The organism is Candidatus Zixiibacteriota bacterium (assembly GCA_036480375.1).
GTDB lineage: Bacteria > Zixibacteria > MSB-5A5 > GN15 > JAAZOE01 > JAZGGI01.
Map to the genome: position 1 here is coordinate 1 of JAZGGI010000018.1, position 26226 is coordinate 26226.

A 26226-nucleotide genomic window follows, 5' to 3' on the forward strand; every position below is an offset into this window, starting at 1 on the left:
TTGAGAAGTTCTTTAATTAAAGCGGGATCAATCGAATTCATGTTAATTCTCCTGTGTAAATGCTTCTCTTTTTAATTTCGAAGCATAATCAATTATTTACATTTACACAAAATTCCTTACAGGCTCACAGATTCATAAAATAGTTTTTGTTTTTCATCATCATCGGTGAGAAGAACATGCGCTCTGACATGTTCGAATCTTTTCAAACATCGATTAAGGAGTTCACGGCCTATCCCGCGATGCTGAAAATCCGGATCAACAAGAATATCCTGGAGGTAGTGGATAGCGCTATCGTCAGACAGACAGCGTGCCAGGCCAATAAGCTTATCATTGTCCATGCAGATAACTACGTAAGTAGAGTTTGTTACGGCCTTAATGAGATTATCCGGCTCTTTTGTATAGGTGGTCCAATTGACTGAATTGTACAACCTGAGAATATCGTCTTTTGAGATATTCTCGATGCCCTCGGTATATTTTAGCATATTTTTCTCCGGCGTTAAAACAAATTTTCGAATACAAGGAATGAAGCCCTCGGGGCTCCAGCCAATCGCACAGGACGCTATAAAGATGTGAATTTTTGGCTGAAGTCCGGTGGGTTCCCGCATAGAGCATTTACAATTATCCAACCAATCCACCATTATTTCCGAAACAATCCGCAGTTAATAAGGTGGAACAGTTTGTAAAGATACAATTGTCTGTAAGGGCGTGGATAACTCTGCATGGATTCCCGCTTTCGCGGGAATGACACAGTGTTTTGATCCTGCCTGTCGTATTTACCACCGAGTTGATATGACCCAAAACGTTAATCTGAGGAAACAAACCCATTTTGAATTGATGTAGGTCGAGTTCTGAGGACGGTAGCCCGAAAAACCCGATATTCTGAACGACTATAGCTTTCGTTTGACTCCAAACCGTTTTTGTCATAATTTGGATAAATTCTTTTTCTAACTACATCGAAGGGAGTTGTACATGTCCCGGGATACGATAGCAACACAGCCGGAACAAAAAGAAGGCATGTTTCGTCAGTTGAGCGGTTTCGGTATGCCGTTCTGGATGGTCAATATTATGGAGATGTTCGAACGTCTCGCCTACTACGGTGTGCGAGTTGTTATCCCCATTTATATTGCCCAGGCGGATCAAATCGGCGGATTACATTTTTCGCAATCGGACAAAGGTTGGATATTTTTCTGGTGGGCTCTGGTTCAATCATTAGTCCCCGTTTTCTCGGGAGGCTTTGCCGACCGTTATGGCTACAAAAAATCGATCGCCGTCTCCATCACGATAAAAATAATCGGATATTTGATGATGGCTACGATGACCTCGTATTATCCTTTCCTGTTGGGATGCTGTGTTCTCGCGGCGGGTACGGCCATCTTCAAACCGGGCGTACAGGGAACAATGGCTCGTTGTCTGAACAAAGAGAATTCCTCGGTTGGCTGGGGCACTTTTTATATGCTGGTTAATATCGGAGGATTTCTGGGGCCGCCCCTGGCGCATTTTCTATACGGCATTTCATGGCCGGCCGTGTTTTTTGGCTGTGCCATAATCGTCTCGATTAACTATCTGGTTCTTTTGACTTACAAAGAAGTCGCGGCGGGTGGCGATCAAACCGGCAGTGTTATGAAAATTATTAAGATTACTCTGAACAATATAGTCAAGCCGCGTTTGGCGGCATTTGTGCTTATCATGTCTGGCTTCTGGCTGATGTTTATGCAATTGTTCGATATGTTACCCAATTTCATCGTTGACTGGGTTGACACCTCCCGAATCGCGGCGTTTCTCGGCAATCCATCATTTATGACGGTTGAAACGCCACGGGGGACAATGATTACTCAGGAATGGCTGATAAATTCCAACGGAGGATTGATTATAATCGCGGTCGTACTTCTTTCATGGATGGTCGCCAGGATGCGGCGCATTCATTCCATATTTTTGGGAATAATAATCGCTTCAATCGGGCTGATTCTCGCGGGATATTCCATGTCGGGATATTTTTGTGTTATCGGAATCTTAGTATTTACCGTCGGAGAGATGCTGGCGTCGCCTAAAATGCAGGATTATCTTGGAATTATCGCGCCCGAAGGTGAAAAAGCGCTCTATATGGGGTATTCCAATATTCCCGTCGCGATCGGCTGGGCCATCGGCAGCCTAATGGCCGGAAATATTTATGAAAACATGGGAGATAAGGCCAATCTGGCCATTCGCTATTTAACCGAACGTAACTATTTCAGCGAACCTTTGACTGGCGAGGCCTTCAATAATTTCAGACCTGAGGCCGTGATAAAACTCCAGGAGCATCTCGGCATCGACGCCATCGAGGCGACTAATCTCCTTTGGAAAACTTATGACCCGTACCTGCTCTGGCTGCCCTTTGCAGGAATAGGGATTGCTTCAGCTATTGGAATATTCTTCTATGCCCGCTGGGTTAAGGAATACGAAAAAGGCGTATAAATTTACATGATATTGGAAAATCAGAAGGGGTCGTTTCCGACCCCTTCTTTCCTAGCCCCCTCCGGTGACGCTGTCACCTGAGAGCACTATTAAACGTCCCTTGAGAAACCAATCTTGTCAAATCTTTTCTTGAGGACGGCTTTTCAACCAAGCGCATCTTTTCCGGGAGAGTTTCGGGATCGCCTTGATTACCAATCGCGGCCATCGCCCGGACCTCAAAACCATCGGGGATATTCAAATCTTCTTTGGCTTTTTTATAATCAAACCCGGCCATGCCATGAACCACCAGACCTCTCCGGGCGCCTTCAAGAGCCAGCATCCCCCAGGCCGCGCCAGTATCGAAGGCGTGCGTATTCATCGGTTTGCCATTATGATCGAAGGTCGTTTTGGAAATAATAACCATCAAAATCGATACGTTTTTACACCACACCTGGTTTGCTTCAGCCAGTAAATTAAAATAAGTATCCCATTCCTGAGTGCCCTTTTTGGCATAAAGAAATCGCCACGGCTGATTATTATATGAAGACGGCGCCCAGTGAGCCGCCTCAAACATGGCCAGTAAATCATTTTCATCAACGGGTATATCGCTCATCGCCCGCGGCGACCAGCGATTTCGGAATATATCATGGCTGCCATATTTATTCGGCCGGTACTGGTCAATATCAAACTTATTATTTCTCATCATGCTGTCCGAATCCTGCTCTATTTTACTATTAACTAACATATCTTCACCCTGTCGAAAATTAATGTTAACCGGCTTTTTTGGAAGTGAACTCACAGGAGACCAAATCCTTCTTTTCGAAATATCGTTGATGCTGTTCTTCCGCCGGATAGAATTTTTCGGTCGGGAGTATTTCAGTCGCGATAGGATATTTGTAAATTTTCATATCACTTATTTCCTGAGCTGATTCAAGAGCCTGATTCCTCTGCTCAAGATTATTATAAAAAATGGCTGACCGGTACTGCGAGTAAAGATCATAATCCAGATAATTCATCATTGTCGGATCATGATTAATCCAAAAGATATCCAAAAGGTCCCGGTATGTGATAACCTCGGGATTGAATTTAATTTCCACCGCTTCCGCGTGACCGGTCTGCCCACTACAGACTTCCCGATATGTGGGATTGGGAGTATTCCCGCCAGTATATCCGACCGTGGTCGAAACCACGCCGTCAAATTTGCTAAATACGGTTTCGACTCCCCAAAAACATCCCACCGCAAAAACTGCTTTTTCCATTTTTACTACTCCGTTAACTTTTTTGCCCCTGAGCATTCTTTTGAATCCAAATCCGGGCGTGTTTACGAACTTTTAATGATGTAACCGGGAATCGGCCCTGACTGTTCCCTTAAAATGGATTAAATTAGGCAATTATCACTCAAATACGCTAAGAAGTACACGACCCGAAATAATCAGAAGAATGGTTCCGATAATTAGGTTGAACCAAACTTCATCGGTTTTGATGTGAATTAGAAACCTGTTCAAGTATAATAATTGAGACTAATGTTATTTCATCAAGAGGGGGCAGCATAGGTCAAACCCAGGATAGAGTGGACATCGATTCACGACCAGAATTTGAACAAATCATTGAGGTTTTCACGTTCTTTAATTATTTCGAATTCTTCAGTGGTGGTATTGATACCAATGATTTTAGGCATTTTTCGGCTATTATATCGCGACCACATACTCACCGTATAGGCTCCGGTATCATGAATAACAATAATATCACGCGGTTCGATTATTGGAAGCTCAATATCTGAGGCGAGCATATCACCGGAAAAACAGAGCGGCCCGGCGATATTATATTTCTGTTTATTATTTTCCGTTTTTGGTTTTCCCATACTATCAAGGACTGAGATTTCGTGATACCAATCGTCCGGGCGATAGCACCTGCGAAGCAATAAGTCAGCGCCGACATGGATAATCGCGGTTTTGATTCCGGATGAGGATTTTACATATTCGACCCGTGAAGCGACGAACCCGGAATTCGCGTAAACATATCTGCCAAATTCGGTGATAAGCTTAAACTCAGAGTTTTCGATATGCTCAAATATTCCTCGTAAGCCCCCGGCATAATCAGTAACCGGAAGAGAAATGTCATTGGCTTTATACTTTACGGGCAATCCGCCTCCAATATCGATTGTGGAAATATGCCGCTTTGGATCTTTTTTCGCCAATACAGTATTAACTTCATTGATGAAATCCTTGAGTATTTCCGCGCCCTTCAAAAGCATTTCCCCGGAGCAACCCTGAGAACCAATATGTATATGAACTCCGTATAACCACGCATAATTAATAAAGCTTTCAATTATTCGGTCGCGAAATTCAATTACCGGAATACCGAATTTGGAATACTCCCCAGCGGTACTGCTCGATACAATTGCACCGGCGCCTGCCTGCGGATTAAGCCTGATCCCTATTTTACTCATGGAGTCTACTTTTTTAAGTAACTCGTCAATACGTTTTAATTCCTCAAATGAATCGGCATTGATATATACTCCTTCCCGCAACGCATACTCCAACTCAGGAACGGTTTTGGCCGGTGAATCAAAGACAATTTTATGCGGAGGAAATCCCGCCTTTTGGGCCAGGTACAATTCGGGCAGGGAAGCCGCTTCCGCGCCCATTCCCCATTTGCTTATCCGATTAAGAATTTTAGAAAGAGGATTGGCTTTAATTGCGATTGCATGCAGAGCATTCGTCGGAAAGGCATGTTTGACCTCTTCTATTTTTGCTCGCAATATCTCCAAATCATAAAAGATGACAGAGTTATCGTTTGCCGAAAAAAAATTTTCCGTAATGGAGCGGGAAATGGCCGCACCAATTTTATCCAGTGACAAGTTCATAAGGTTTCGCTTTTATTCAATACAAAGATAAAAAACGGGATGTTTAAATTCAAGAATTGTCTAATAAAAATTGGGTAAAAAAAATGAGGAGGCCCGCGGTCCGAAGAACGAGGGGAAAAGACACTCCAGACGCACAAAACCTCCTCTTATCAAATCTATACGAATATATATTAATTATTCAATGAAAAAAAGATATTTATTTTGGCCTCCTTTTCAATACCAATAGTATTGTCGTTTCTTGCCGTATAGCAACCGACAGGATTACTATTTCGAAGTCCCCATTCGAAAACTGTCATATTCCAATATATAAAATTATTTACCAAAATCAAATAAACTTTTCGCGATTTTGAAGTTTTAAAAGCCCCATGAGGGTCATTAATATCGAGCCGACTATTAAATAAATGCGGTTATAGAGGGTTAGATCGGTTTGCAAAATCCCGGCAAAATCTTCAGACGATTCAAATGGATTGTAAAAGATATCCCATTTGTTAGCGTTTATATCTTCTGTGATAATGTTGTATATTAGTAGAAATACAACGAGGATGGCCGCTGTACCGTTTCCGTTCTTGATAAAAGTAGACACCATAAATCCAAAACTGCCGACAAATAACAGCGGAAACATGATATGGTATACCATTGACCAGATATTAAAATCAGCAAGAGCCAGTTGGCAGACTATCGCATAAATCAATAAGAGACCGGCAGTTACGATGTATTGAGCGGCACATCTGGCCAGCCAAACCTTATATCGATAATCCGGAATTCCAAAAATAGTTTCTATCATTCGAGAATCCGTATCTCGCTGAATAGCGTAGGCAGCGGGATAAAAAATCAAGAGAAGTCCCGGAGAATATAAAAAATAGTAAATATCTTCCGCTGTCGGAGGAGTGTTTTCCTCAATTGTGTAGATTACAACTATGGTTAAAAACAAAGCCAGCGACAGAAATAAAAAATATTTGAATTTGCCGGCAAAGACATGATTGGCGTTGTATCTAAAAAAAGAAATCAGGAGCCTTAATTTATCCAGAATTCCAACTCCGGCATTTTGTCTTACTTGAGAATTCGACATTAATTCTCCTTGTCTCCGAGAAGCCATAAATACGAATCTTCCAATGTTGGCGTTACTTGAACTGCGTCGCGTGTTGGCATTGATTCCGCTAATATACGGATCCGAATTCGATCTCCTTCACGAGTGTGATGCACTATGCGGGCGGCGGCTCGCATTTCTTCAAACTCCGCCTCGGTGACGTGCGCCTGCCAGACATACCCTTCGGTCAAAGCGACCATATCACGCGGGGTACCCAAGAATTTGACTTTGCCTTCTCCCAAAACCGCTAATTTATTGCAGGAACTTGAAATATCTTCAATGATATGGGTCGAGAATATGACAATCCGGTCGCGCGATAATTCCGACAAAAGATTTCTAAAGCGGATGCGTTCCCGGGGATCAAGACCGGCGGTGGGTTCATCGACGACCAATATCCGGGGCAAATGCAACAGGGTTTGCGCAATCCCTACGCGCTGTTTCATCCCACCGGAAAAGGCCTGGATTTTGATATTTTTGCTATCCCCCAAATGTACAGAATTAATTGCTCGCTCGACTATCTCGTGGCGCTTGTCATTATCCAGCAATCCTTTTAGAATAGCCTGATAATCAAGAAACTGATAGGCCGTCATAGTTTCATAAGTTCCAAATTCCTGAGGCAGGTATCCTATAAGCGCCTGTAATTCTTCTCGTTTTTCATCGATATCGATATCGTTTATCGTCACCTTGCCGAAGCTTTTTGAGAGTATGCCACACACGATTCGCATTAAGGTTGTTTTTCCCGCTCCATTGGGTCCCACCAAACCAAACATGCCGTTGCCAATATCCATGGAAACCTGATTGAGCGCCAAAAACGGCGTTTTCTTCTTGCCGATAATAGGGATTAACTTGACAAAACGATAAAACGTTTTTCTGATTCTCTTGAATCTGCCCGTTATTCGATTTATGTTTATTTTTTCTCGATAGAGTTTTCGCGAAGTGTGGTAAATCAGAACACCCAAATACCAGAGGATGCCGATAAATACAGCCATTGCGTTTCCATTCATTTCGAGAAAAAGCCAGAGAATATTAATCAGAGGCCCGAACCAAAATATAACGATAAAGCCAATTTTCCGCAGGAGCCGCATTCTGATTTTGGAATTATCATCGGGATTCAAAAACGGACGCGCCAGATAGACGGCATAAGCATAAAATACAATTGAAAAGAGGGTAACCCAGAAACCGCTTTCAAGGTACAAGTAAGTAAAGTAAAAAAGAAAAACCACAAGCGGCATTTGCCAGAGTAATCCCATAATTCCTGCCGATTCGGGCAATTCTCCTCGGAGCCGTTTTCTTTCCCGAAGGCGCCTGCCACCCTGCCATTCCTGCATAAAGCGCGAGTAATTGCCGTATAGCTTGACGACATTTCTGATTGAGATATTAATCGGCACATCGCCGGGAATCAATTTGGCGCTGCTTCGGCGGAGTGACGTCTTAAGAAAATAGGTCATGGCCGGGACAACCATAATGATGACGCAAGTGTCTATTGCACGCCAGAGGAAAGAATCTATATAAGTGTAAATCGCGGCGATCCCCGCAATCGCAATTATCACCTGAGCCAGGCGCAAATACCACTTCAGGCCGCGCCACCATTTAACCACATTTTCGAGTCCGAATGCAACCGTAGGAATAAATATCAAGGTGAATAAGGTTCCCGCGACCAGACCGCCTATGACGGTAATTGCAAATGGAGCGCCGATCTTGGCGACGTATTCCGCCTTGCCCATCGCCAGCGGAAACATGGCCAAAATAGTCGTAATGGCAGTAATTAAAATTGGACGAACTCTGGCCTGGCCGGCCATTAATAACGCCCGGCTGGCGGAATATTCCCGGCGCCGCAATAGTCGATAATAATCCATTAAAATAATACCGTTATTAACCACGACTCCCAACAGTATTAAAAATCCGGTTAAGACGTTCGCATCATAAATCGAGTTGTTTGTCAGAATCAATCCCCAAAAGGCGCCGATGGTCGCCAAAGGCAAAGTAAACATCATCACCAGGGGAGTCAAAAGCGATTCGAATATTGATGCCAGGATCATATAAATCAGAATTACGCCGGTAAAAATAAGAAAATAAAAATCGGATAAGTCTGTCTCGTCATGTATCGCTTCAATTGCAACTCCCGGCGGAAGATTTACGGCCGCGACTATCTGGTCAATTTCCGCGCGAGCGCCGTCTAATAGCTGTTTTGAATCTTCAACTTCCACTTCAAAACGATATATGACTTCAACTATTTTCTCTTGATTGGTACGATTGATACTTGAATAACCATTATTATAAACGAGGCGTGCCAGCTGCGTAAGCGGCACCGTTCCGCCGGAATTGCTCGGCACAACCACTTGCCGCAAATCATCCGAGGTTTTATCGGTTTCTTCTTCATCTGAGCTTTTGAGAATAATACTTATCTCTTCGGTTCCTTGCTGCAACGTCGCGCCGGAAGTAAATTCCCCCTGGAATCCGGCCAGTTCAGACATAATGGAAGTTGTTCTAACATTGAAATGGCTCAGAGCGGTTTTATCGAATAATAAGTCAATTCCCGGTTGTCTCTGAGACACCGACAGATTCGCTCTCCGGACGGTGGAAAGATTTTCGATATTAAACAGAATATCGTCGGCAATGCTTGTTAATAGAGCCATATCCTGACCCTTGACGACCACTCGTTCCTCGCTGGAACCGATTCCCAACAGCCGCTCAAAAGCCCGTCCCGCACGCCCCATGCCTCCTCCACCGCCTCTGCGATAACGAACGTTGGATACGGGTTGATTATAGGAGAAATCAATACGGCGGTAGGCACCTTCGAGTTTCTCCAAAATATCTGATTTTATCGCGTTCAGATCCCGATCGTCAATATCTTTGTAATCCTCGACTAATTGAAAAGTAATAGTCGAAACCTCTTCCTCAATATTGGCTCGTCTTTCCTCAATTTCCGGAATTTCCGAGAGGCGCGTATCCATCTCGAGTATTTGTTCATCCGATGATTCCAAAGTCGTTCCCGCCGGCATGGTCGCATAGAGGGTAAACTCATCCAGTTCGACCTCGGAAGGAATATTTATACTCAAAGCGAGGCAGATAATTACGCTCAGGAAAAATACGGTCGTTCCGATTAAGATTGTTCGAGCAGGGAAACGCAGACACGATTTCAATAGCAGAGTATAAATTTGCATCTGTCGATTGATTTGGGACATTCTGGTGAATATGGATTTTTGTTTTTCCCTTTTATTTTTCAGGATACGATAGGTAAACGAGGGTATAAGCAAAAAGGCGATTGCCAGCGAAACCAGGAGAGCCGAGATAATCGACACTCCGACATGCTTCCCAATCGTGCGAACCAGGAAATTGTCAGAGAATATGAAGGGCAAAAAAATGGCTACCGTAGTTAGCGTTGCCGCGGAAACTGCGCGCCAGACTTCTTTGGTACCCGTCAACACCGAATCCCATGCCGATTTGCCGTGAGCGGCGTGACGATAGATATTTTCCATAACGACAATGCTATTGTCAAGAAGCATACCCAGGGCAACCGCCAGGCCAACCAGGGTTAAGGTATTAATGGATATGTCGAAGGCATAGAAAAAGTTCAGCGCGATCATTACCGAAATCGGAATAGTAAGCGCTACCACTAATACCAATGGTACATTGCGAAGAAAAATCCATAATACGACAATAGCCAGGATGCCGCCGACAAGAGCCAGCAATTTTATAATTTCGATATTCTCCACGATCGGTTCAGCGGCATCGGTCTGAATAGCCAGGACAATACCATCGGATTCCAAGCGGTCATTTAATGATTCGATAATATCGCGGGTTTCCCGCGAGAGGCTAAGCAAATTAGTCTGCTGGTCACGAACCAGAGTGATGGAAATCGCTTCCATGCCGTTAATACGCGAGATTGATTCTTCCTCCGCCCCGCCGTCAATAATCGTACCGAGATGTTTTAAGAGAACCGGGCCCTGTTCTTTGATAATCAGATTTTCAAGATTACTAATCGAAGTGTAATCAGATTCAAGATTAACGAAGAACTCTCGATTACCTTCTACGACCTGCCCCAAGTACTGACGCCCCGATGAACCTTCCGAAATCTTCGATGAGATTTGAGACGCAGTGAGATTATGAGATCGCAGAGCGCTTTCATCAAGGCGAATTTCAATCGAACGTTGTCTTCCACCATAAACTTCAATATTGGCAATGCCGTCGATCTGCTCAAATTCCGGGATAACTTTGCGGTCAACAATCTCTCGGATTTGATCGAGACTGCCTTCCCCCCGGGCCTGAAGGGTCATAAACATATTAGCTAATTGCTCGGTATCGACTTTCCATACCCGGGCGAAAAAACCGCCCGGCAGTTCAGCCGAGGCTGATTCCACTCTCTCCTGCAATTTCAGATAGGCGTATTTGTAATTGACGTCTTCAGTATAATAGACAAATATGGTCGCCCGGGAACGATCGATGTACGATTCAATTGTTTCAATATCAGCCAACCCGGCAATGGAGTTTTCGAGAGGAATGACGGCTTGTTGTTCGAGGTAGTGCGGATCAGCGTCTCGGGCGCCGCCGACCTGGACGATTAGCATGGGAAGTTCGGCAAAGGGTATCAGTTCAACCGGCAAGCGGTTATATGAGATAATGCCCAGAAGGCAAAACCCGATTATTAACATTGCCGTGAAGACCGGCCGCTTAATAATAAACGCGATCATGTTGTTTCTTGCTCAGTCTTCAGATCAATAGTTGATACTTTTCCGGCCAGAATATAATAAACCGCAGGGATGACAATCAGGGTCAAAGCCGTTGAAGTGAACAGTCCGCCGATAACGGCGACCGCCATCGGCGCCCGGAGTGATGCCCCTTCTCCAATTCCTATCGTGAGCGGCAATAGCGCAAGAATGGTCGTCACACTTGTCATTATAATTGGCCTAATGCGAGTTTGTCCGGCGTTTATTATGGCAGGCAGTAACTCAAGCCCGGCTCGGCGGTTTTGATTGATGCGATCTACCAGAATGATTGAGTCGTTTACGGCGATTCCGGCCAGCATAATGATTCCGATAAACGACATGACGTTAAACGGCATATTGAGAACAAACAACAGAAGTACTGCTCCGACTCCCGCCAGGGGTATCGTGAGCAGTATAACAAAGGGATGACGAAGCGATTCGAATTGAGAAGCCATCACCATATAAACCAGAATTATCGCCAGCAAAAGCGCGAAGCGCAGATTTCCAAAGGCTTCCTGGCGCAATTTTTCTTCACCGGTGACGGCAATCGAATACTCCGGCGGGAGCGCAATCGTTCTTAACGATTCTTTTACCTTAGCGGCGATTTTATCAAATGAAATATCATTAGTGATATGGGCCGTTACTCGCGCGATTCTGGTTTGATTATTTCGGATAATTTCGCGCGGGGAATATGTCTGCTCAATTCGGGATATCTCGTCAACCCGAACCTGACGTCCTGAAGATGTTTCCAATAACAGGCCTTCGAGTTCGGTCAGAGTTATATCAGGGCGTAGTAATTTAATATCGGTATATTCACCCTGATGATTTATCTGCCCGGCATCACGACCGCTGAGAGCGTCCTTTAATTGCGAGCCAATTGACTGCGGAGTAAGTCCGAATTCGGATGCCATGGTTCTATTTATCTGCAGATTTATCTCCGGGCGACCTTCCTGAAAACTGGTTTCAATGTTTTTAAGCTCGGCGATGGCGATAACTCTTTGCTGAACGGTGTCGGCCAGTTCTTCCAAAAGATCCAAATCCTGCCCCTTAATTTCGATTACCATCGGTTCCGTTTCTGTGCCGAGGGTGGAACGCAAGGCGGTCTGTTCGATAACCAGTCGGGCTTCAATATCCGGCAGTCCGGTTAGAATTTGATTTATACCGGCAATAACTCTTTCTGATGAATTAGGTACTTCGCGATTAAGAAGAATGTTTATTACGGCGTTATTCTCATCGGCTAAGGCATCGATTTCGAGGTCGGCCGCTCCCCCGGGGCCGACTCGCGAATATATATGGCTGATATTATTTTCAAATTGCTGCATGAGGATATTCTCGATATTTCTAACGGCGCCTTCGGTTCTCTCTAAACTGGTTCCTTCGGGCAGGGCGAGATTAATCGATAATTCACCCTGGTCGGCACGAGGCATAAACTCACTGCCTACGATTGGGATTAAAATGATGGAGATGACAACAAGGACAAATCCGATTGCTATGACTTGCCCACGCCGGACAATAACTTTTTCCAAAAAACTCCCGTATGAGGAAAAAGTAATTGTCTGCTTTACAGTATAAGTTTGTCGCTTTTTGAGTAGTCTCGAACATAACATTGGAATGACGGCCAGGGCGACGAACAGAGACGAAATCAGTGAATATGCCACCGTCCATGCCTGCTCCCGGAATAACTCACCGGCGGCTCCATGCAAATATACAATCGGCAAAAAGACAATGATAGTCGTCAAGGTTGAGCTGGTGATGGCGCTGCCGACCTCCCCCGCTCCATGAATTGCGGCATCTGTCAAAGATTTGCCATCCTCGAGATGCCTGAAGATATTTTCAACGACGACAATGGCGTTATCGACCAGCATCCCGGCCCCGAGGGCGAGACCTCCCAATGTCATTATATTCAATGAGAGATCATTGAAGTACATCAGGTTAAAAGTCGCTACGACAGAAATGGGAATGGCAAAGCTAATAACGGCCGTAACGCCGATTCTCCTCAGGAATACATATAGAACAATAACGGCCAGGAGAATTCCAAAAATTCCGGTCTGTCCGACTTCGGTTACGGCCGAGCGAATAAAACGAGCCTGGTCCTGAATAATGGTTAATTCGTATCCCGGTAAAGCGGTATTGAGCTCCTCCAATCGCTCAAGAGCCGCCGCCGCGGCATCAATTGTATTTGAGCGAGCTTCTTTGTAAACCTCGAGGGCCAGACATTTCTGACCATTGAGACGAACGATATTTTCGGGGTCGCTAAGACCGAATTCAACGGTCGCGACTTCACGTAAGTAAATGGGTACCCGGTCAGCTGTGTTTGCAGCCTGATTACCATCGGGAGATTTATAAGAAACAATTAAATTCTCAATATCATCCTTATCATAGAACTCACCGACGCCCCTGATGACATATCTTCGCCCCATTTCGACAATTGATCCGCCAGTCATATTGCGGTTGGATGAGAGGATTTGACCGGCTAAAAGATCAAGGGAAATTCCATAGGCCTCAAGAGTGAAAGCGTCGGTTTTAATTTCGACCGCACGACGTCTTCCGCCGATGATGTCAACTTCGGCCACACCGGGTAAGCGTATAAGCTCATTGGAGATATTATTTTCGGCCGTCTGGCGCAGTTTATCCAGATCTTTGATTTCGGAATGTGAAAAGATGGCCGTGACAACCGGGACAGCGTTGGGATCATGCTGGCTGACCGAAATTTCATCGACATTCGACACCTGAGAATAATCGGCGATAGCTTTCTGTAAATCCAGAAAAGCCTCATCCATATCTGCGTCCCAGGCATACTCGACCGTGATTAGCGCCCGTCCGACGCGGGATATTGAGGATACGTTTTCGACCTTGCGCCCGCGAGCGGCGACCGCCTCAAGTTGGGATACATATTGCTCCTCAATTTCCTCGGGAGGTCTCTCCCCGGCGCCGATTTCCACAAATAAACGAGGGCTGTTAAGCTCGGGAAGCAAATCGACGCCAAGTCGGGTAAAGGAAATATACCCCAGAAGCAGGACCGCCAAGACTACCATCATAATGGTCGTTGGATATTTAACTGAAAAACGTGTAAGTTTGTACATTATTTTTGCGCCCGCAATTTATTTGGTGATCTTTACCCGAGAACGATTGCGTAGAGTTTCAAATCCCTCGACGACCAATCGATCGTTTTCTTTTAATCCGTTTAATATTTCAATTTCTTCCTGATTGGCCAATCCCGTTTCCAGTCGACGTTCTACCGCGATTGATTTTTCAACAACATAAACAGTCTTGGATCCGCGCCGCTCGATGATAACATTTTTGGGGATAACAAGGGTTGAATCTCTTTCCTTGACGATTATATTGGCCTGAACGAACATCCCCGGGCGTAAAGATAAATTCTCATTATCAATCTCAAGCAGGGCCTTAAACATTCGGCTGGTTGGATCGAGAACCGGCGAAACCTGAGTAACGACGCCATATGCGGTGTCTTCATCGCTGGCATATGAGGTTACCAGTACTTCCTGGTCGGGCAAAACGGCCCCCAATTCTTTGCTCGGAAGAGTAACTTCCGAATAGAGCCTGGAGTAATCCATAACTTTCCCAAGAGCGGTACCAGCGGTAACCAGAGTCATCGGGCTATTATAGGGTAAATCAACAATTATGCCATCAAAGGGAGCCATGACGTTCATTTTGAGGAGTTGAATTTTCGCGTTTTCGTAAGCGTATTCAGCATTAATATAGTTGCGCTCGGCGTTGGTTAATTCCGTCAGTGTTACACCGCCTTTGTCGTACAAACTTTTTTGTTTATCGAATTCGCGTTTGGATATCTCAAAATTGAGTTTCTCGGCTTCAATTCCGATTTGGTTTTCCAATTCCGGATTAATCAGTTTTATAATAGTGTCGTATTGCTCAACGTGATCACCCATCGCAAAATATTCCCCCGTCCGAGGATTTTTTTGCAAAACATAGGCTCCCTGCTGAAGGGTTGTCATATCCGCTTCATTGACAGCCTTAGCCGTTCCGGTCGCATAGGCAAATTCCTGAATTTTCTTGAATTTCACATCCTCAACCCTGACGGGAACCTGAGATTCCACGTCGATTTCCGGGCCTTCCGGTTCGCATCCGATAAAAAAAAGTATTAAAGCAGGAACCAATGCGTATTTTAATATTCGTTTCACGTCAATTCTCCTATTGCAAAGCGATTACAGGCTGATTTTTGGAAAAATCCCATAGCGACCTGATTTTCAAATCCAACAAGGCTACCTGATAGTTAATCAGGGCCGCGATTTCATTAAGCTGTTCTCGTGATAACTGGTTTTGATAAAACTCTATATCTTTTGAGGATAGATCTCCGTTGCGATATCTCTCGAGATTAATTTCATATGTTCGCCGAGCGTTGACTACATTTTTTTCCGCGATTTCAATTTGTGTGTTCTGATTTAAGAGATTGCGGTATGCCTGGCGGATCTGATATTTTATCTGCTTTTGTTCCTCATCAGCCGATATCCGCTGCTGTTCGACACGTTTCCGAGACGACTCCATTTGATGCTTCTTCTTGCCCCAATCAAAAAGAGGAATATTAAGCCTTATTTCGACCATTTGATTGCGCGTCGGTGAGCGATATATATCTCCAAATAAGCTATCGGTGCCAACAATTCCATAAGTCAAATCCACACTGGCCAAAAATTCGTTTTCAGAACCGGCTCGAATCAAATCATCAAGGGCATATTGAATATCTATATCCCTCTGCCTCAATTCCATCCGATTTTGCAGGCCATAATTCAGAGCTTTCATCAAATCGACATCGACGAGCAATTTTTCTATATTAGCCAAAACCTGTAAATCCTCGTCAAGAGACATGCCGAGGAGTATCTTGAAATTGTCGAGAGAATTTTCAAATTGAATTTGGCTGTTTTCGAGCGAAGCCCGGCTGTTGGCCTGAGTTAAGTCAGCTTGAAAAAGCTCTTCTTCGGCCGAAATACCCGCTTCGACTTTGCTTTTTATAATTTCATAACTTTCCGTGGCGTTGGTTAATTCTTCTTTTGATATTTCAACGCTTCTCTGCCTGAAATACAGGTTCAAAAATTCCTGAGTGACCTGGCGCTCAATTTGTAGGCGTTGGATGGCGAAATTCAATTGCGCGTTTTCCAGAGCCAACTCGAGCTCTTTAATTCGCATCTGAGTACGATTGTAAGTAAAGAGAGGCTGATTAAGACTTAAATAAAGCGAATTTCTATACGATCTGTCTTTTACCGTTCCGGTCAACGAACTGGACGATTCCCGCCAATCGAAATCTTCAACAATTCGCAGGGTACCGTCGGTCCATTTAATCGGCTGTAGAATTGACAAGCGTGCCGCTGAACTGGTCTGTTCTATAGTGTAATATTGGGAAAAGCGATCATCAAAAACCCGGTCTTTTGAAAACCGAAATGGAGTCACCGTCAGATTAAACTGCGATTTTAATGATGCCTGCTGTGCCCACAGGTTTCTTTCGCTCCTTTCCAGATTTAAGCGAGTATTTATTATCGTTGGGCTTTTGGTCATAGACATTTCGAGAGCCTGTTCCAGAGTCAGCTCTATCGCCGCAACCTGACCGGATAATCCCCATAGGAAAAAGATCGCTATCAAGAGGAGAATTGTCGTTTGAATAATCTTTCTGATAGCAATACAAGTTATCACTTTTGACATTATTTATTCTCCCATAACCTTCTTAAAGGCGATAAAGTCTAATTAACGCTTGACCCATTTGATCGCGTCGGCAGTAACGACCTGGGTACGGTTTTTATCGGTCATCTCAATTTTATTGGAGCCGGCAGGCAGGCGATAAGTCCCCAAATAGTTCCAGCCTTCTTCGGCATCGTCCAGATCAAGAAGAATTTTATCGACGCCGTCCTCATGATAAACAAAAAACTGTTTTTCACCCATATCTCGATTTCTATTCCTGTTCCGATGTCCCCACCAACGCTCATAGCTTTCATCCTCAAAATAGAAATAAACATCAAAATCACCGGACGCATCCAAATCAATTTCCCAGGCGATTTTGTTTTCCCCGGTGCCGGACTTCTTATGCATCGCCGACTTAATGAACTTGCCATGGAATTTTTGCCCGGTTGTCGGGAGCCAAATGCCTGGCGCGTCCCAGGAACGTATCCCAACGTAAGGGTCTTCAATCTCGCCTATGTCAAAAAGCTCGCGGAGATTGCGTCTCAGCCAGTTTTCGGGAATAATCCCTATTATAGTAAAACCGGGGTCTTCATTATCAACAAGATAATCTCCGTCCGAATCGCTATCATTATCTACAAGAATCATTAAAGAATCTTTTTCAACCGGCGCTTCTTTACGGCGCATTTGTTGATCGCGAAATGGATGGTTCAGAATGGCCGGTATATTCCGGGAAACATAGGTATCGATAGTCATTGACGACGGGGGCTGGTCGATAATAAATCCGATTTCTCGCAGCGTTTGAGCCGGGATATAGTACATTTGCGAGTAATCATATTGCTGTTGCATACGCGCCCACCAGGGGCCAAAATTCGCTTCCTGTCTCTGATATCGCAAACTAATCTTGATAAGACCGTCAACATCGGTAGGATTGGTGACCTTAAATTTCACCTGGGTCTTAGTTCGTTCATCATGGATAATATTGTAGCTTTCAATATCTTCAAAAATATATCCGGCCAGAGTCGTATCCCGGTACCAGGTTTCAATATCAGACGAAAAATCAGGACTCCCCGCCTCGGAGGCGAAGGCCAAAAGCCCGGAATCGGTGACATTTTGAAAACTGTTAGCCTTAACGAAATTGTTTATTTCGTTGGTAAATTCATCATTAACCGATCTTGCTTCAAGTAGCGATAACAGACTTAAGCCTTTTGATTTAACGGCCGCATGAACCGTTTCATCTTTCACGTCCGAAGTTGAAATAAGTTCATTTAAAGAAAATTCTTTTAGTGCCAGATTGGCTCTTTCCTGCTCGGTTAAGCCTCGCCAACTGCGCCATCGGGTTTGCGACGGAGGTTTGATGCGATTTTCAAAATATGATTCGAAGGCGTAATTCAAGAGCGGCCACTTATCGGAATGGATGTTCGTCATAAAAGAGATGAAATTGGGTAGTATCCGAAACCGGATATCGACGTTTTCGTGCCGCGCCAGGCCGCGCATTCCTTCCAGAAATCCAAGGAGATCAATCTTGGCAAAGTAGTTTAGATATGTGGCCTGAATTACTTTGGGATCTTCCAGTTGATTGGCTCGTTCCTGCGATCGGGTTGTACTACGGCGCATCATCCTGAAATCGCATCCGGAATTGGCAGTCCCCATTTCTGTTAAATATACAACCTGTGGTTGTACTGTTTCCTGACCTATTGTCCAGTACCGATTATAAGCGTAAAACTGAATCGGGGCTTCGACCAGGCTGAATTTTTCATATGGATATTCCAAGCCCAAATGAACTTCGTATTCGTTTTTCAGTTCCGTAATAAGTGTCGCCATTGTATCGCTCAATTGGTCGAAATATTCCATATAATAATCGTGCCCGGGCAGAGTATATAGAGAATATTCAACATCCTCCACGGTCAGCGAACGCCGTTCATATTCGCCGACGGTTAGAGAAATCTGAGGCAGTAATTTAACAGGCGTAAAAGAGTAGTCCGTCCGTCCGTTCTTTTCTTCGGTAGAGACTTTCCCTTGAGAGATTGCCGTTAATCCGGGGGGAGTCGAGACGGAGAGATTAAATTTGGTGAAATCTCTCGCGGGCGAATTGGGAAAGGCCGTTCCCGGCTGAAGACCTGCAACGGGATACCATCCGCTCTCCGGAGTCAAATGCAAATACCTGTCAGTTACAAATGAATAATACTTGGGTATTCGAAAAAGCCACAGGCTGTATTCCGATTCAAGTTTGTCATTGGGCAAATCAAGATAACAATAACGATCATCAATCGTTCCTGAATACTCAATTTCGACTGAAATTGTCTCTCCCAGATCTAATGGCATATTAGGTTTAGCCCAAATCAGAAATCTATCCTGTGAAAACTCAATCTCCTCTCCGGAAATTGATATTGACGCGACTTTCAATCCCGGATTTAGTGAAAACAGTAGTGAATCCATGCTGGATTCGTTCTTATTGGCGGCCCTCAATGTTGACTGCCCGGATACAATACTGCCGTTCCAATCGATCTCAAGCGAATTTTCCAGGATACTAACAGTAGATGTATTCGGAGCGCTTTGGGATAGTAACTTCAAGTTTTGTCTATATTCCCGACTCTGGTAATTTGAATTCAGGTAGGTCGTTCCGAGTAAGACAGATGAGACCAAACATACGATCGAAATCACGAGAGCGGCCGCATTGGCAAAATTCGATTGTTTTAATCGTTTGGTCATAAATACCGAAATGAAAAACATCCCCAATCCGAGAATAAAGTACGCCCCCCTCAAGAGAAACAGATCGGTCCAGTTACCCAATCCTACAAATCCGGAAAACACCAGGGGTTGATAGAGCATATAAGCATCGAAAATGAAAAAGAAGTGACGCCCCAAATAAATCAGCGATAATAATGAAAATCCAAGCATCGCAACGAAGACAACGGCTTGGCTGCGAAATAGAGTTACCAGTAAAACCGATCCGCCGATTACAAATATTAAGGTCGGCAGACTTACCAAAAGCGGAAACCAGAAATAAGGTTCCCAAGCAAAGGCCGCTTGCGATAAAAAAGCGTCAAAGAAAAATGTCATGAGTACTATAACGGCATTCAGTGCGGAGAAAACGCCGATAATGCCCAAAAACTTTCCAAGGAGATAATCTATATTTGAAAAGGAGCGGGTAAAGATAACCTGTGAAGTATCGTGTTTTCTATCGCGCTTTAAAAACTCGGTTGCCATAAAGGCCGCTATTATTCCTTGATAAATATTGAGCATTTTTAGATTGGCCAGGAGAAGAGAACCACCCAAAGCACGCATAAAGTGAGGCATTCCGCCGATTTTGGTGCCCATACCCACACATATACCGAATAATATGACTATGCCTAAAATGGAAAAGATTCTGAATGCCCACGAGCGGAACAGTAGCTTGGCTTCATACCAGGCGACACATCTTATAGCATATATATTCAGCATGCGCCTTTTCTCCGTTTACCAGCCATTATCTGATGCCTCCAAATCCATATCACATCCGCTGGTTTGCATGAAATAAATATAAGCATCTTCGAAGTTAGGCTCAACCGGTTCGGCATCTTTTTCCACAACTTCCTTCGCAACCAGACGCAACTCATAACCGTGTTCGGCGGGAATTGCGGAAATAACGGGATATTTCTCTTTAAATTTATCAAGCTCCTGCCCGTCGACATAAACTCGCCATACTTTTCCCTTGGTATTGTCTATTAATTTATCCGGCGAGCCGTTGTAGATTATTTTGCCGGCGTTAAGAAGTGCCATATCATGACAGGTGGATGAAATATCCCCCACAATATGAGTCGATAATAGAATAATTATATCTCGGTGGGATAAATCGGCCATCAGATTCCTGAATCTTAAACGCTCCTGGGGATCAAGACCTACGGTCGGTTCGTCCACAACTAAAATTTGCGGATCTCCGATGAGGGTCTGGGCAATACCCAACCGTCTTTTCATGCCGCCCGACAGTTTACTCGCTTTGCGGTCACGAACGTCAAAAAGGCCGACTTCATCCAGCAGTTTATCGACCTTTTCGAGTCGCTCTTTCTTTTTTTTGACGCCGCTCATCCGGGCCGCATAATCAAGAAATTCCCAGACGGCGATTTTTGCGAAAGTACTAAATCCCTGAGGCAAATAACCGATTAAGCGGCGAATCTCTCGCCGTTCCTTCTGTAGGTCCATCTCATTTATTTTAATATCGCCCTGGGTGGGTTTTAGAAGAGTAACCAGAATACTCATTAAAGTCGTTTTGCCGGCTCCGTTAGGTCCCAAAAGTCCGAATAATCCACTCTTAATCGTCAGGTCCACGTCGCGTAGAGCAAATTTACCGCCCGGATATTGTTTTGTCAGATTATTTATTCTAATTTCCATGTTGCCTCAAATAGTTCGCCCGGATGAAAAAACCCGTAAACATCTCTAACTTATTAGACCAGAATTTAACCGATTAGTTTCATTTGGCAAGTCGCTTACAATGTTAATTCTATTTTTCTGCATTTTTAATCAGTCTCAAAAATAAGACAACCAATTGCCGATAAAGACTAATTGTTTTATCATGCAATAGAATGAAACGCAAGAATTTGGCATCGGCTCAGTCAATCACGGGATAATTTACGCAAAATCTATAATTAAGTTGCGTTTGGATAGCAATTTAGATATTGCGACCGGAATCTCATTCATTCACGATCAGACGAAAACCTTTTCCGTGAATTCCCATTATTTCAATTCTGGGATCATCTTTGAGGTATTTTCGCAATTTAGAAATAAAAACGTCCATGCTGCGACCACTGAAATAGTTTTCCGTATCCCAGATTTTTCTTAGCGCCTCATTTCGGTCAAGGGTTTTATTAAGGTTGAGACATAGAAGGCGCAATAAATCAGCTTCCTTGGGAGTCAACTTTCTTTCTTTATCGTTAAGTATTAGAACGCTCCGATTATAATCGAATGAAAATTTCCCGATTTTGAAATGCACTCGCTTATTGTCACTTTCCCGAGCGTTTACTCGTTTCATGATGGCCCGCAGGCGCAAAAGGAGTTCTTCGATGCTAAACGGTTTGGTTATATAATCATCGCACCCTATTCCGAAACCTTTTATTTTGTCTTCAGTTAGAGATTTGGCCGTCAGAAAAACAAGGGGGATGTCTTGATCCATATCGCGAACTTTGCGTGCGAAGGTGAAGCCGTCCATTTTGGGCATCATTACGTCAACCAGGCATAGGTCGTAAGAGTTATCACGGAATTTTCCCCAACCTTCGGCGCCATTCACACACAGGGTGACTCCAAAACCCTGCATCTGCAAATGTTCCTTGAGAATTAATCCAAAATTGGCATCATCCTCCAAAAGGAGAATTTCAGTTTTCTGGCTCATGCCTACCCGCCTCAGCATCAATCGTCGGAAAAACAAGCGTTATTACGGTGCCTTTATTGAGTTCGCTTTTGAGTTCAACCATGCCGTTCATCGCATCGGTCATTAGTTTAACATAACTCAAACCGAGGCCGAATCCTTTGACATCATGCACATCTCCGGAGGGGACACGGAAATACTTGTCAAAAACCAGCCCGGCGTCCGCTTTACTGATTCCGCGGCCTTTATCGGAGATACTAATTTGAATATAATTTTTTCGATTCCGAGTGGAAACGTTAATTATTGGAATATCAGGAGAATATTTGGAAGAGTTGTCCAACAAATTCCTTATAATACCCGCCAGGTGAATCGGATCGGCAGCGATGATATTTCTTTCGGCCTTGAGTGATGTCTCGATTTTTCCTTTCCTGTGCTCTATGCGCAACGCTTCCCGACCTACTTCGGCCAGAATAATCTCATGGACGTTCACATTTTCTAAGTTGAGATCAACTTCACCCTCTTCCAGTACCGCCATCTGCAAAATCTTTTCGGTCTGACTACTCATCCTTTGATTCTCGCTTTGAATCATCCGGCTGTATTGCAACACTTTTTCTTTCTGACCGATGATATCGGTTCGGGTAATGGCTTCGCAGGCAAGTTTCACGGTCGAGATTGGCGTTTTGAATTCATGAGTCATATTATTAATAAAATCTACCATAAGCGTTGAAAATCTCTTCTGGCGGATAATCGTTCTAATCGTGTAAGCAAAGCAACCTATAATGACGAGCATGAAGGCAAATGTTAAAAAGAAAATGGGGCCGGTCTCCCACCATAAAAAGGCTCTTTGACCGGGAAAATATAATCGTAATTCATTACCGATCATAAAAGGCGCCATCGGGAAAAGTTGCGATCGAAAGTTGGTATTTAGTAACTCATTTTTATGCTCTTCGGAATGTAGCATGACCAGCGAATCGCCTCGGGATTCAAAAATCCCAAATGAATACTCAAGATCAATATCGTATTCCCTTAAACTCTGAGAGATCAAAGAATCCAAAAGTTTTGGATCAGGTAAATCTAATTTATCATTTCCGCTGCCACTCATAAATTCTCGCATGATATTTACAAGTATTAGCTCATGACCCGAATCGGCGACAATTTCCTGCGATATCTCACCCATAACTCCGTCAGACCAATGCAACGTAGCCGAACTGCTGTCCGATACGATCTTGACCAGAAACCGTCCACGATTAAGGAGGTGATCTTCCAGATTAAGACGGTATTCGCCTTCCTGCAAAAACGTATCGACGACGATTTGATCCATGCCTTCATCAAGGTTATAACTATATATGGTCATTCGTTGAGGGACACGGACGGGATAACTCAAAACTCCGTTATCAATCCGATATTGATCAATGCATTTAATCGAATCAGCACCGAACCTTTTGGCCCGGATTATCGCCTTTTCGGAAATTACATGATTGTCTAAGCTGTCAGAATTTACACCGTTAATTTGAATGCTTATTGAATCTTCAACATTCCTTTGAAAAAGAGTAAAATCGATTAATTCGTTGGTAATGAGCTTCTGCGTCGCTAACGCCATTGAGGCATTGACGTTGCGCCGGAAAGCCTGCTTCTTGAGATCGATAGCGTAGTTAAGAAGCATAATTTGCAGAACGACTAAACCGGACAGAGCTCCCACAATCAACGCGATGATCAGTCCCACGGTTTTATTAGACAACTTCATATTCCTATTATACGGTAAATCCGTGCAAATTCTACTCCATTAACATATATTAACAAAACCTAACATATCTTAACAAAACATTTTATTATCTTTGGTGTATGCTAAACTATAGCATTAGATCGAATGGAGGAGTGAACGATGCGGCGAATTAAAATACTTTTTGCAATCCTAATTATACTGGGAGTCACAACAATTATGTTTGAAATATCTCCGGCTCAGCAAATGGTGAAAATTGATTTAGGCGATGGAGACGCCTTTTTTCTGCAGGAAATTGGCTGTCTGATAAAATTGGATGGTGAACAACTGGTCATTGATTTATTGTTACCGGCCGACGCCCGCCCCAAGGAATATCAGGATATTGATTTCCAAAAAGGTGATATAATTGCCATGATGAATGGTAAAAGACTCAAGAGTATAAAAGATATTGAGGATAAATATGCGAGCATCGCCGAGGGGGAGCCGGTCAAAATGGGTATCAAACGGGGAAAGGATATGATGATTGTTTCGTTTGATAAACCCGACGCCAGTTCCGTTCAACCGGGGCAAAGAAGGGTGGTAATCGGGACCCCGGGCGGAGTTTCAGAGGGAGGCTCGGGGTTGCCTCTAATGGGGCTGGGAATATATATAGATGATGAAAATGACAAAGTTGTCGTATCCGAAGTAATGTACAAAGCTCCGGCGACGGAAGAGGGGCTAAGTTTTGAAAAAGACGATATCATCACAAAAGTAAACGGAACTTCGGTAACATCGGCCAAGCAGCTATTGGAAAAATTTGAAGGCCTCAAACCCGGAGAAAAAATATCTTTCGAGGGGACGCGGGCAGACAACCCGTTTACGATTACTTTTGAAAAACCGGAGATTAAATCTCGAACCGTGATACAAGAAAACTAAAAGGGCATCCAATGGTTACCACTACTCGTTATATACTATTAAGTTTTATCTGCCTGCTATTGATGAGTTCAATTGTATCCGGGCAGGCTTATAATCCATTTAATCAGCGCGATGACAGGTATCGGCTTTTGGGGCTCAAACGAGCTAAGGAAGCTCATGATGCTGCCCGCGCAGAATTTAGCAGACAACAGGAATTGTTTGACCATAAATTGATTTCAAATCAGGAACTGGAACGAGCGCGATCATTTTATTCCGACGCCGAGGTCAACTACCATCAGTCACTTTTGGCGGTACTATTCGAAGAACAGTATGTAACCGTATCAAAAGCGATAAAGTACCAAAGCGCGACCGGTGAGAAAAAGGTGCGTTTGACATTGACCAATCCCTCAGGCGGGAGCGCAGAATTTCAGAAATTGCTCGAGATCGATGATGAATTATTCCGATCACTCCAGCCCGATGTGATTAATAATGTATATGTATCCCTTCTCAATGACGAAAACGCAATCATCAGTCAGCCATATGAGATAAAAATTCCGGTTTTGCGATTTGGCGAACCGGTAGAAATCGATTTTGAATTATTGCAGGACCTCGATGCCGTTAAAGTGTTCATTATTTACAGCAACGGCTCCCAGCGCGAGATGAAAATATTTCTGCAAAAGGACGTTACTGTCAATCGCGTCGCGGTTCAGTCGGAGCAATTCTCCCAGGAAGTTGAACTGGGAGGCGCTGCTGCCTATGATTTAAGTCTTGAACTATACAGCAGTTCAGAAAACACATTCAGCCTGAAAGTTGTCAATCTCCCCCGCCAAATCGGCCGCGTATTCAAAGATAAATCCGGTCAGGCACGTTTGAGCCAGGTGAAATTCACGCAGTCGTCTCGCAGCAAGCAGGCCTCATTGGAGATTACTTTGCCGAATCGCCCTACTGACGAGGTAAATATGGACAAGCCAATCAGCTTCTTTGTCCTTGTCCTGCCTCGTGATAAGCTGAGAGATATACCCGATCTGCGCACGCGCTTCTGGACAATGGACGAAATTAATAATCTTGATATCGGATTCGTTCGGCTTGAATTAGTACCCCGAGGCAAAGGCAAGCTGCTTGTCAGGGCGCCTCAACTATATCATGCTATCATGCCCGACGAGGCGGTGGAAATGTATATCGACATTATCAATGAAGGCAGCCGTCGTTTGGATAATATCCGCATCGAGACCGATATGCCTCTCAATTGGACCAAGGATATCCGGCCGTCATTAATTGAGTCGCTGGAAATTGATGAGGAAAAACGAATACGCCTGACCTTTACACCTTCTTCCGATGCTTCAACCGGCAAATATGAAGTGCGCGTTAAAACCAGCGGTATGTCTGATAATCAACCGGTAACCAGCGACGACAAGACCGTCTCAGTCGAGATTAAATCAGAAACGAATATTTTTGGAATCGCTATTCTAATGGTTCTTGTCGTCGGTCTTGTGGGCGGAATAGTGTTTTATGGCGTCCGACTATCTCGCAGATAATAAT

Annotated in this window: 16 protein-coding genes; 3 read left to right on the plus strand and 13 right to left on the minus strand. The window is 44.1% G+C overall.

What is annotated here, in order from left to right; translation table 11 throughout:
- Positions 1-116 precede the first annotated feature (116 nt).
- A complete protein-coding gene (locus V3V99_04365; protein MEE9441881.1) occupies positions 117-482 on the minus strand; it encodes a GNAT family N-acetyltransferase in 366 nt (121 codons plus the stop codon).
- 487 nt (positions 483-969) lie between these two features.
- On the opposite strand from V3V99_04365, the gene V3V99_04370 reads away from it, so the two are divergent.
- Positions 970-2451: an MFS transporter gene (locus tag V3V99_04370; protein MEE9441882.1), complete on the plus strand. Its 1482-nt coding sequence runs from the start codon at positions 970-972 to the stop codon at positions 2449-2451.
- Positions 2452-2524: 73 nt separating this feature from the next.
- Here the strand turns inward: V3V99_04370 and V3V99_04375 are convergent, their stop codons facing one another.
- The 12 genes from V3V99_04375 to V3V99_04430 all read right to left on the minus strand — a co-directional run bounded on the left by V3V99_04375 (position 2525) and on the right by V3V99_04430 (position 23811).
- Positions 2525-3175 carry a nitroreductase family protein gene (locus V3V99_04375; GenBank protein ID MEE9441883.1) on the minus strand — a complete coding sequence of 217 codons (651 nt, stop codon included), beginning with the start codon at positions 3173-3175 and terminating at the stop codon, positions 2525-2527.
- 25 nt (positions 3176-3200) lie between these two features.
- Positions 3201-3689, minus strand: coding sequence for a peptide-methionine (S)-S-oxide reductase MsrA (gene msrA / locus V3V99_04380; GenBank protein ID MEE9441884.1), 489 nt, complete (start codon positions 3687-3689; stop codon positions 3201-3203).
- 323 nt (positions 3690-4012) lie between these two features.
- Positions 4013-5296, minus strand: a complete 1284-nt coding sequence (locus tag V3V99_04385; protein MEE9441885.1) for a diaminopimelate decarboxylase — start codon at positions 5294-5296, stop codon at positions 4013-4015.
- A gap of 325 nt (positions 5297-5621) precedes the next feature.
- On the minus strand, positions 5622-6365 hold the full coding sequence (locus V3V99_04390; protein MEE9441886.1) for a hypothetical protein: 744 nt from the start codon (positions 6363-6365) through the stop codon (positions 5622-5624).
- Entirely contained in the window at positions 6365-11074 is a 4710-nt protein-coding gene (locus tag V3V99_04395) for an efflux RND transporter permease subunit (GenBank protein ID MEE9441887.1), read from the minus strand. The genes V3V99_04390 and V3V99_04395 overlap by 1 nt, the downstream gene beginning before the upstream one ends.
- Positions 11071-14172, minus strand: a complete 3102-nt coding sequence (locus tag V3V99_04400; GenBank protein ID MEE9441888.1) for an efflux RND transporter permease subunit — start codon at positions 14170-14172, stop codon at positions 11071-11073. Before V3V99_04400 ends, V3V99_04395 begins: the two co-directional genes overlap by 4 nt.
- A gap of 18 nt (positions 14173-14190) precedes the next feature.
- Entirely contained in the window at positions 14191-15249 is a 1059-nt protein-coding gene (locus tag V3V99_04405) for an efflux RND transporter periplasmic adaptor subunit (protein MEE9441889.1), read from the minus strand.
- Between the two features lie 10 nt (positions 15250-15259).
- Positions 15260-16759, minus strand: coding sequence for a TolC family protein (locus tag V3V99_04410; protein MEE9441890.1), 1500 nt, complete (start codon positions 16757-16759; stop codon positions 15260-15262).
- A gap of 42 nt (positions 16760-16801) precedes the next feature.
- The gene (locus V3V99_04415; protein ID MEE9441891.1) at positions 16802-20176 is read right to left on the minus strand and encodes a hypothetical protein; all 3375 of its coding nucleotides are present in this window, start codon (positions 20174-20176) and stop codon (positions 16802-16804) included.
- A 15-nt stretch (positions 20177-20191) separates the two neighbouring features.
- A complete protein-coding gene (locus V3V99_04420) occupies positions 20192-21103 on the minus strand; it encodes an ABC transporter ATP-binding protein (protein ID MEE9441892.1) in 912 nt (303 codons plus the stop codon).
- Positions 21104-21401: 298 nt separating this feature from the next.
- A complete protein-coding gene (locus tag V3V99_04425; GenBank protein MEE9441893.1) occupies positions 21402-22097 on the minus strand; it encodes a response regulator transcription factor in 696 nt (231 codons plus the stop codon).
- Positions 22081-23811, minus strand: coding sequence for a HAMP domain-containing sensor histidine kinase (locus tag V3V99_04430; protein MEE9441894.1), 1731 nt, complete (start codon positions 23809-23811; stop codon positions 22081-22083). Before V3V99_04430 ends, V3V99_04425 begins: the two co-directional genes overlap by 17 nt.
- Before the next feature lie 201 nt (positions 23812-24012).
- Here V3V99_04430 and V3V99_04435 point away from each other — a divergent pair, with 201 nt between their 5' ends.
- Both V3V99_04435 and V3V99_04440 read left to right on the plus strand, forming a co-directional pair.
- Positions 24013-24708, plus strand: coding sequence for a PDZ domain-containing protein (locus tag V3V99_04435; protein ID MEE9441895.1), 696 nt, complete (start codon positions 24013-24015; stop codon positions 24706-24708).
- A gap of 62 nt (positions 24709-24770) precedes the next feature.
- Positions 24771-26222, plus strand: a complete 1452-nt coding sequence (locus V3V99_04440; protein ID MEE9441896.1) for an NEW3 domain-containing protein — start codon at positions 24771-24773, stop codon at positions 26220-26222.
- The last annotated feature ends 4 nt before the right edge of the window (positions 26223-26226 follow it).